The sequence below is a fragment of the Pseudomonadota bacterium genome (assembly GCA_022572885.1).
GTDB lineage: Bacteria > Pseudomonadota > Gammaproteobacteria > Steroidobacterales > MnTg04 > MnTg04.
In genome coordinates this window covers 23059-32034 of the sequence record JACZVC010000032.1, presented here as the reverse complement: position 1 = coordinate 32034, position 8976 = coordinate 23059, and the positions used below count along the sequence as shown (strand labels likewise).

At 60.1% G+C, this 8976-nt stretch carries 10 protein-coding genes; all 10 read right to left on the bottom strand.

Features of this window, described 5'->3' with window-relative positions:
- Positions 1–382, bottom strand: a 382-nt coding sequence (locus tag IIA05_11225) for a hypothetical protein (protein MCH9027666.1), incomplete at its 3' end; no start/stop codon positions are given.
- A 58-nt stretch (positions 383–440) separates the two neighbouring features.
- Entirely contained in the window at positions 441–890 is a 450-nt protein-coding gene (locus IIA05_11220; protein ID MCH9027665.1) for a low molecular weight phosphotyrosine protein phosphatase, read from the bottom strand.
- A 148-nt stretch (positions 891–1038) separates the two neighbouring features.
- A complete protein-coding gene (gene rfbB, locus IIA05_11215; GenBank protein ID MCH9027664.1) occupies positions 1039–2091 on the bottom strand; it encodes a dTDP-glucose 4,6-dehydratase in 1053 nt (350 codons plus the stop codon).
- Positions 2092–2973: a dTDP-4-dehydrorhamnose reductase gene (gene rfbD / locus IIA05_11210; protein ID MCH9027663.1), complete on the bottom strand. Its 882-nt coding sequence runs from the start codon at positions 2971–2973 to the stop codon at positions 2092–2094.
- Entirely contained in the window at positions 2973–3524 is a 552-nt protein-coding gene (gene rfbC, locus IIA05_11205) for a dTDP-4-dehydrorhamnose 3,5-epimerase (protein ID MCH9027662.1), read from the bottom strand. Before rfbC ends, rfbD begins: the two co-directional genes overlap by 1 nt.
- Positions 3524–4402: a glucose-1-phosphate thymidylyltransferase RfbA gene (rfbA, locus tag IIA05_11200; protein ID MCH9027661.1), complete on the bottom strand. Its 879-nt coding sequence runs from the start codon at positions 4400–4402 to the stop codon at positions 3524–3526. Before rfbA ends, rfbC begins: the two co-directional genes overlap by 1 nt.
- 26 nt (positions 4403–4428) lie before the next feature.
- Positions 4429–5940 carry a glucose-6-phosphate isomerase gene (gene pgi / locus IIA05_11195; GenBank protein MCH9027660.1) on the bottom strand — a complete coding sequence of 504 codons (1512 nt, stop codon included), beginning with the start codon at positions 5938–5940 and terminating at the stop codon, positions 4429–4431.
- Positions 5937–6962 (bottom strand): NAD-dependent epimerase, encoded by a 1026-nt coding sequence (locus tag IIA05_11190; GenBank protein MCH9027659.1) that lies wholly within the window; start codon positions 6960–6962, stop codon positions 5937–5939. Before IIA05_11190 ends, pgi begins: the two co-directional genes overlap by 4 nt.
- Positions 6959–8233: a Vi polysaccharide biosynthesis UDP-N-acetylglucosamine C-6 dehydrogenase TviB gene (gene tviB, locus IIA05_11185; GenBank protein MCH9027658.1), complete on the bottom strand. Its 1275-nt coding sequence runs from the start codon at positions 8231–8233 to the stop codon at positions 6959–6961. Before tviB ends, IIA05_11190 begins: the two co-directional genes overlap by 4 nt.
- 14 nt (positions 8234–8247) lie before the next feature.
- The gene (dnaQ, locus tag IIA05_11180; protein ID MCH9027657.1) at positions 8248–8961 is read right to left on the bottom strand and encodes a DNA polymerase III subunit epsilon; all 714 of its coding nucleotides are present in this window, start codon (positions 8959–8961) and stop codon (positions 8248–8250) included.
- Positions 8962–8976: the final 15 nt, after the last annotated feature.

The window sequence follows — 8976 nt, the reverse complement described above, 5'->3', positions numbered from 1 at the left end:
TTAATGTGGCGTTCGGATTATTTTCATCAATCAGGTCTGGTTTGATCTCAAAAGCAACGACAATTTCGCTATTTGCCGAAATCGTTGGCTTCTTGACTTTCGGATCGGTCGGCCGCGTGTCGCTGGCCGGGACCATTGTGTCGGGGAATTCAAGCGCCTGTTGCTGACCGGCCGTGAGCCCCCTGAGCCGGTCCCGTAATTCCTGCGCCGCATCGGGGTCGAGTGATTGCAATGCGCGCAACTGCTCCTGGGTCGGTTGTTGCGCCTTTGCTGGAGATTCGGGAAAACCAGCCAGAGCGATAATCACGACAAGGCTTGATGCATGGAGGAACTTTGCGCATGGCCATGTTTTCTTCATTGTTTTAGTCATTATGATTGCCATTAAATAATAATTTGCGCTTCATCGTGTTGTTTCTGCAAGGTTTCTCATTTGGTTTTTCTCATCCTGCTTGTATGTTGATTTTCTCGGTCCAGTCCGTGACGCCTTTTTCGATCAGGACCAGTGCTTCTTCGAACGCTGCTCGTGCTTGCCGATACGGGTCGGGCACATCTTCATCGGTCCACTCGCACAGGCGGTATACCTTGCCCCGGGTCGCCGGTTCAAGCTCGCTGATCCTCTGGCGGTGGCCGGATTCCATGATCAGGACCAGGTCCGCCGCTTTGATCAGGGCCGGTTCCAGTTGCCGGGCGCGGTGATCGGTGATGTCGAGGCCTCGCTCCTGCATTAGCGCGATGGCGTGGTCATCGGCGGGATGGCCGACCATTGCGCCGAGACCGGCAGAGCCCAGACTAACATCGGATTGTTCGCCGAGGGCGTTTTTCAGCATCGCCGCGGCCATTGGGCTGCGGCAAATGTTGCCGATGCATACGATGAGTACATTTTGGATCATGGTTCCTTTTTCTTGGGGTGGGTGGGGGTGTTTGCGGTCTCTTTACGACGTTTGTTGGCAATAATGCCTAAGTGATTGATTTATGTCTATATTGAGAAATATTGACCATTGGGGGGTGGTGGGGGTTTTATCGGGCCTGAAGGCCCACCTACAAGAGTTGTTGCCACCAGGGTTCGTTTCCGAGATACCAGTCTACGGTGCTGGTCAGGCCTATTTTGAAGCTGATCGCTGAATCGAAGTCCAGTTCGGTTCTGATGCGGGTCGAGTCGATGGCGTAGCGGCGATCGTGGCCGGGGCGGTCGTCGACAGTTTGCAGAAGGTCGATGCTGGCATCGCCGCTGGCCGCGGGGGCGTCGGGGAACCGCTCGGCCAGGTCGGGCCAGCGGCTAAAGGCATTGTCCAGCAGCTTGCAGAGTGTTTTGACCACGCTGAGGTTGTCGGTCTCGGCATCGCCGCCGATGTTGTACACCCTGCCGATCTCGCCGCTCTCGAGGATTTTTTCCAGCGCTTCGCAGTGAACCGCGACGTGCAGCCAGTCGCGTACCTGCAGGCCGTCGCCATAGATCGGCAACGGTTTGCCGTGCAGCGCGTTGATCAGGAACAACGGGATCAGTTTCTCGGGAAACTGGTAGGGGCCGTAGTTATTCGAGCAATTGCTGATGGTCACCGGCAGGCCGTAGGTGTGGTGATAGGCGCGCACCAGGTGGTCGGCGGCGGCCTTGCTCGCGGCGTAGGGGGAATTGGGCCGGTAGGGGTGGCCTTCGGTAAACGGCGCCTCGTCGGGTTGCAAGGAACCATACACTTCATCGGTCGAGACATGGTGGAAGCGGCAATCGGCGTAGTCGTTTTTGCCCCAAATATTCTTCGCCGCCTTCAGCAGGCTGTGGGTACCGATGATGTTGGCCTCGATAAACGCGTCGGGGCCGAGGATCGAGCGATCCACGTGCGATTCGGCGGCCAGGTGGACTACCGTATCGAGTTTCTTGTCGTGCAACAGTTTTTCGACCAGTTCCTGGTCGCGGATGTCGCCGTGGACGAATTCGAACTGCGCATTGTCTTCGAGGTCGGCCAGGCTTTGGCGGTTGCCGGCATAGGTCAGTGCATCGAGGACGACGACTGCCGATGCCGGATGTTTGTCCAGCCAGTGGCGCACGAAGTTGACGCCGATAAAACCGGCGCCGCCGGTGACCAGTAGTTTCATCTAGATGTTTTCCACGACGCGGTGCAGGGCATCATGCCAATCTGCGGCCGTTTTGCCGAGCTTTCGATAGCTTTCCGTCGCATCGAGCACGCTGTAATGGGGCCGGTGGGCGATGTCGCCGTGCTGTGCCGCGTAGTCCATCGAGCTGATTTTCTCCAGCGCCGGTGGATACTCCAGCAGGTCTGTCGCCATCAGCGCTTTGCGTATCGCAAAGGCGAACTCGAACCAGGTGGCTGTTCCTGAGTTGGTCCAGTGCATGATCTGTACATGGTCTTTCCCCGGGTCTTTTTCCCGGGCGAGTTGCCAGATCACTGGCGCCAGGTCCAGCACGCTGGTCGGCGTACCGGTCTGGTCGCTGACGATCTGCAGCTTCAGTTTTTCCACCATCAGCTTGCGCATGCTGGTCAGAAAATTGTGCCCCCAGGGCGCATACAGCCAGCCGGTCCGGATGATCAGGCAGTCGGCGCCTGAGGCCAGCAGCAGTTCCTCGCCCTTGCGCTTGCTTTTGCCGTATTGGTTGAGCGGCCGGGTGGGGTCGTTCGGCTGGTGGGGTTTGTTGGCGGTGCCGGGGAAGACGTAATCGGTGGACAAGTGGATAATGCGGATATCGCGGTCCGCGCACAGGTCGCCCAGACCTCCCACCGCGGCTGTGTTGACCTGGCTGGCCTTGTCCGGTTGCTGTTCCGCACGGTCCACATCGGTCCAGGCGGCGGTGTTGACGATGAGATCGGGGTGGAAGTCGTCGAGCTGGCCGGCCAGCTTGGCTTTATCGCAGATATCGAGTTCGGCGCGATTCGGCGCCCATAGCTCGATTTTTTGCGGCGGCGTTCGCTTCAGTGCCCGCGCCAGTTGGCCATCGCCACCGGTCACCAGCACGCGCATCAGAACAGCTCCGTCTTTATGTCTTTTAGCAATGGCGCCGAGGCATCCTTGTCGGACAGCGCCGGCGGTTGCCCTTCGGTTAACGGCCAGGCGATGCCGATGTCCGGGTCGTCCCAGCGCAGGGCGCGGTCGTATTCGGGGCGATACGGCGTCGTGCATTTGTACTGGACCTCGGCCCATACGCTGAGCACGTAAAAACCGTGCGCGAAACCGGGGGGTATCCACGTGATCTGACGGTTTGCAGCCGACAGGTTTTCGCCGACCCAGTGGCCGAAGGTCTTTGAATCGCGGCGCAAGTCCACGGCGACATCGAACACCACCCCGGCGGTCACCCGCACCAGCTTGCCCTGGGGTTCTTTGACCTGGTAATGCAGGCCGCGCAACACGTTATGCGACGAGCCGCTGTGGTTGTCTTGGACGAACTCGGTGGGCAGGCCGTGGGCGGCGAAATTTTCGGCGTTGAAGGTTTCCATGAAAAACCCGCGGCCGTCTTCGAACACCGTCGGTCTTAGCAACAGCACATCGGGAATTTTGGTGGCGATGACTTCCATCAGTCCTTGCCGTGTTTGACCAGGCGCTCGAGATAACGGCCATAGCTATTTTGCATCAGCGGTGCGGCCAGCGCCATCAGGTCGCGGTCGTCGATGTAGTCCAGCCGCCAGGCGATTTCCTCTGGGCAACAGACTTTCAAACCCTGGCGGTCTTCGATGACACGCACGAAATCGGCGGCCGCCATTAACGATTCATGGGTGCCGGTATCCAGCCAGGCGGTGCCGCGGCCGAGTTTTGCGACGTGGAGTTTGCCGGCGGCGAGATAGGCTTTGTTCAGATCGGTGATTTCGAGTTCGCCGCGCGCCGAGGGCTTGAGCGCGACGGCCATCGCGGGTGCGTCCGCATCGTAAAAGTACAACCCCGTAATGGCGAAGTCAGAAAGATATTCCTTCGGTTTTTCGACTATATCGCTTAGTGCGCCTTGTTTGTCGAACACGGCGATGCCATAGCGCTGCGGGTCGTTGACCCGGTAGGCGAAAATACTGGCGCCGTCGTTTCCCATGGCACGTCGGAAGGTGTCGGCGAGGCCGTGGCCGAAGAAGATGTTGTCGCCGAGGACCAGTGCCGATGGTGCGCCGGCGAGGAATTCTTTGGCGATCACCAGCGCCTGGGCGATGCCGTCGGGATTGGGTTGGCTGGCGTAGTTGAGGGTCAACCCCCACTGGCTGCCATCGCCAAGCAGCTTGTAGAACGCCGGCTGGTCGTCGGGCGTGGTGATCAGCAGCAGCTCGCGGATGCCGGCGAGCATCAAGGTCGCCAGCGGGTAATAGATCAGCGGCTTGTCATAGACCGGCATCAACTGTTTGCTGACCGCGTAGGTCAGCGGGTGCAGGCGCGTGCCGGTGCCGCCGGCGAGAATGATTCCTTTGCGGGTCACGGTGTCGTTCCTTAATTCCTGTTCCTTCAGTCCTTTTGCCCCCTGGCCAGTTTCTTGCCGAGTTCGACGCCGAACTGGTCGAAGGGGTTGATCCCCCAGATCATCGCCGATGAAAACACGCGGTGCTCGTAAAACGCCAGCAAGCTGCCGAGCATCGTCGGGGTCACGCTTTCGAAGGCTATCACCGTGGAGGGATGATTGCCCGGTTGCGAGTCATGCGCGCCGGCTTCACAGCCTGCCGCCAGCGCCTCGGCCTGGGCCAGCGCGTTGGCCTGGTTCAAGGCGTTGAGCTCGGCGTCGTCGAGACCGAGATCGGCCGGCACCAGGAATTCGGCGGCGAAACTTTCGGTGCCCTGGTGCAGCAGTTGCATGAAGGCGTGCTGGGCGTCGGAGCCGGCGCCGCCGAAAAGCATCGTGCCGGTGCGGTGGCTGACGGGCTGGCCATCGCGGGTCGTGGCCTTGCCCAGGCTCTCCATGAACAACTGTTGCAGGTAATCGGGCAGGCGGGCGAGGCGCTGCGTGTAGGGCAGCACGACCAGGCTGTGGCTGTCCTGGAAGTTGATGTTCCAGATGTCGATCAATGCGGCCAGCGCGGGCAGGTTCTGGTTGAGCGGCGTATCGCGGAAGTGGCGGTCCATATCGCGCGCGCCTTTTAGCATGGCGCGAAAGTGTTCCATGCCGATACCCAGCGCCAGCGCCAGGCCGACCGCCGACCACAAAGAGTAACGCCCGCCGACCCAGTCCCAGATCGAAAAGCGCAGCTCGGGGGCTATGCCGAATTGGACCATCGCTTCCTGGTTGCCAGATACGGCGGCCATCTGCTTTGCGATCGCGGCCTCGCCCAGTTCGCCGCTTAGCCAGGCTCGTGCGCGGTGTGCATTGGCCATGGTTTCGGCGGTGGTGAAAGTCTTCGAGCAAATGATGAACAGGGTTTCCGCGGGGTCGAGGCTTTGCGTGAGATCGTGCAGTTCCTGGCCGTCGATTGCAGAGACGAAATGGCAATGCATCTGGCGGTGGCGGAAATCGTGCAAGGCCCGATAAGCGACGGCGGGACCGAGATCGGAGCCACCGATGCCGATGTTGACGACCTGGCGCAGCGGCTTGCCGTTGCTGCCGGTGAGCTTGCCATCGTGGATCGCCTTGACGAATTTCCCGATGCGCTCAAGTTCGGCGTGTACCCCCGGCAACAGGTCTTCGCCGTTGACGTGGTAGTCGTCGTCCGGCGTTGCGCGCAGGGCCATGTGCATGGCGGCGCGGCCTTCGGTGTTGTTGACCGCCTCGCCGGCGAATAAATTCTCGCGCCAGAACTCGAGCTGGCGTTCCTCGGCCAGCGACAACAATGCATCCAGCGTGTCCCGGTCGAGGCGCTGGCGACTGAAATCCATGACCAGGCCGCAAGCCTGCACGGAGTACTCGTGGTGGCGACCGGCCTGGGTCAGCAGGTCTTTGAGCGGCGCTTTGGCGAGGCGCTGCGCGTGCCCTTGCAGGGCCAGCCAGCCTGGCGACCGGGCGAGGTTGTGATCACTGGTGTTTTTCATGCGGAGGCGTCCAGATCCACCTCGTAGTACTCCGCGTACCATTCGACGAAGCGGCGGACGCCCTCTTCGACCGTGGTTTCCGGTTTGTAACCGGTTTCATCGACCAGGTCGGCGACATCGGCGTAGGTGTCGGGCACGTCGCCAGGCTGCAAGGGCAACAGGTTTTTTTCGGCCTTGCGGCCCAGGCATTTTTCCAGCACCTCGATGTAGTGCAGCAACTCGACCGGCTGGTTGTTGCCGATGTTGTATATCCGGTACGGCGCGAACGAGGTGCCGGGGTCGGGGTGGTCGGAGATCCACAGCGGGTTGGGGGTTGCGATCTTGTCCAGCGAACGGACCACGCCTTCGGCGATGTCGTCGATGAAAGTAAAGTCCCGTTTGTGGTGGCCATGGTTGAAGACGTCGATGGGTTTGCCGGCCAGGATGTTCTTGGTGAACAGGAACAAGGCCATGTCGGGGCGGCCCCAGGGGCCGTAGACCGTGAAAAAGCGCAGGCCGGTCACCGGGAGCTGGTACAAGCTGGCGTAGGTGTGCGCCATCAGCTCGTTGGCTTTCTTGCTGGCCGCATAGAGCGACAGCGGGTGGTCCACGTTCTGGCGGACGGTGAACGGCATGTCGGTGTTGGCGCCGTAGACCGAGCTGGTCGAGGCGTAGACCAGGTGTTTGATGTCGTGATGGCGGCAACCTTCGAGGATGTGGAGGAAACCGACGATGTTGCTGTCGATGTAGGCGTGCGGGTTTTCGATCGAGTAGCGGACGCCGGCCTGGGCGGCGAGATGGACCACGCGATCGAACTTTTGTTGGGCAAAAAGTTTTTCTATGACTGGTCGGTTGACGATGTCGAGTTTGATGAATCCGAATTTTTCTTTGCTTTGCAGCCTGGCCAGGCGGGCTTTTTTCAATGCGACATCGTAGTAATCGTTCAAGTTGTCCAGACCGACGACGGTGTCGCCGCGGTCGAGCAACTTGCGCGCTACGAAGGAGCCGATGAAGCCGGCTGCGCCGGTGACCAGTATTTTCATAAGCGGCCGTCCACGTCGGTGGCCGCTAACAGGTGTTTGATGTCGTACAGCACGTGCGGCTCGCGACCGTAGCGGTGGATGTTTTCTGCGCCCAGTTCTTTGAACTGCCGGTGCGCGACCGCGAGAACGATCGCATCGTAAACGCCCGCCTCGGGCTCGGCGATCATCTGGAGGCCATATTCGGCCTTCGCCTGCGCGGCGTCCACCCAGGGATCGTGAACATCGACCTGCGCATGAGAATTGCTCAGCTCGTTGACGACATCGATCACGCGGGTGTTGCGTACATCCGGGCAATTTTCCTTGAAGGTCAGGCCCATCACCAGGATGCGGGCACCGACCAGGTGGATGCGTTTCGCGATCATCAGGCGTATCACTTCGGCAGCGACATAAAGGCCCATGTTGTCGTTGATCCGGCGGCCGGCGAGGATCATCGTCGGGTGGTAACCGATTTCCTGCGACTTGTGGGTCAGGTAATACGGATCCACGCCGATGCAATGGCCGCCGACCAGCCCGGGCGTGAAATTCAGAAAATTCCACTTGCTGCCGGCCGCCGCGAGGACTTCCTGGGTGTCGATACCCATGCGGTTGAAAATCAACGCCAGTTCGTTGACCAGCGCGATGTTGACGTCGCGCTGGGTGTTCTCGATGACCTTGGCGGCTTCGGCGACGCGGATGCTCGATGCTTTGTGGGTGCCGGCCGTGATGATGGTCCGGTAAACCGAGTCGATAAAATCAGCCGTTTCGGGGGTCGAACCCGAGGTGATCTTGATGATGTCCGGCAGCCGATGGGTCTGGTCGCCGGGGTTGACCCGCTCCGGGCTGTAACCGACAAAAAAATCCTTGTTGAACTTGAGACCCGATGCTTTTTCCAGTTGCGGCACACAGACTTCTTCGGTCGCACCGGGGTAGACGGTGGACTCGTAGACCACCACCGAGCCTTTTTGCATGACGGCGCCGATGGTTGCGCTGGCGCTGATCAGCGGTTGCAAGTCGGGGCGTTTGTGGCGGTCGATCGGCGTGGGCACGGTGACGATGAAAAAGTTGCAGCCGGCGAGGTCTTTGGGGTCGGTCGTGAAACTCAGCTCGCCGGCATTTTTAAGGTCGGCGTCGTCGACCTCGAGCGTTGAATCATGGCCGGCATCGAGTTCCGCGATGCGTTCTTTGTTGACGTCGAAGCCGATCGTGTGGAAATGGCGGTCCAGTTCCACAACGAGTGGTAGGCCGACGTAGCCGAGTCCAATGACACCGATTTTCAGGTTTTCCAGGTCCATGGTTTCCTTTTTTTTTATTTATTCCACAGGACGCCATGTTCGCTGGCTGTCTCGATCGTCTCGAGACACGCTTCGTGCGCCGCCAGTTCTTCGTCATCGGCCTTGACCACCACCAGTTTGAGGCCGGCCCGGTCTATTTTCGCGGCGGTGGCGTTTTGCCCGGTCATGCCGGTCTGCCCTGGCTGGCCTTCGCTGTCCAGCGACAGCGCGGCCTGCCCGCCGGTCATGCTCAGGTAAACATCCACCAGGATGCGCGCATCCAGCAACGCCCCGTGCAGTTCGCGGTCAGAGTTGTCGATCCGGTAGCGCTTGCACAGTGCATCCAGGCTGTTGCGCTGACCCGGATGCATAGCCCGCGCCAGGACCAGCGTGTCCAGCACATTGCAGATGTCTTCGATGCGCTTTTCGTGCGCGGCGAGTTCCAGCTCCTTGTTCAGGAAACCGATATCGAACGGCGCGTTGTGAATGATCAGTTCGGCGCCGTGGACGAATTCCAGGAATTCGTCGACGATATCGGCAAACAGCGGTTTGTCCTCGAGAAATTCGTTGCTCAGCCCGTGGACTTCCTCCGCGCCCGGGTCTATTTCGCGCTGCGGGTTCAGGTAGTGGTGAAAGGTTTTGCCGCTGGCGCGCCGGTTGATCATCTCCACACAACCAATTTCGATGATCCGGTGGCCGAGCGACGGCTCCAGCCCGGTGGTTTCGGTATCGAGGACGATCTGTCGCATGCTGGCGTTCCTTTC

Coding starts and splice junctions, on each gene's coding strand:
- dnaQ (MCH9027657.1), bottom strand. CDS start 8,961: ATGCGACAGATCGTCCTCGATACCGAAACCACCGGGCTGGAGCCGTCG.
- IIA05_11190 (MCH9027659.1), bottom strand. CDS start 6,962: ATGAAAATACTGGTCACCGGCGCAGCCGGCTTCATCGGCTCCTTCGTA.
- IIA05_11220 (MCH9027665.1), bottom strand. CDS start 890: ATGATCCAAAATGTACTCATCGTATGCATCGGCAACATTTGCCGCAGC.
- rfbC (MCH9027662.1), bottom strand. CDS start 3,524: ATGGAAGTCATCGCCACCAAAATTCCCGATGTGCTGTTGCTAAGACCG.
- pgi (MCH9027660.1), bottom strand. CDS start 5,940: ATGAAAAACACCAGTGATCACAACCTCGCCCGGTCGCCAGGCTGGCTG.
- rfbD (MCH9027663.1), bottom strand. CDS start 2,973: ATGCGCGTGCTGGTGACCGGTGGCGATGGCCAACTGGCGCGGGCACTG.
- tviB (MCH9027658.1), bottom strand. CDS start 8,233: ATGGACCTGGAAAACCTGAAAATCGGTGTCATTGGACTCGGCTACGTC.
- rfbB (MCH9027664.1), bottom strand. CDS start 2,091: ATGAAACTACTGGTCACCGGCGGCGCCGGTTTTATCGGCGTCAACTTC.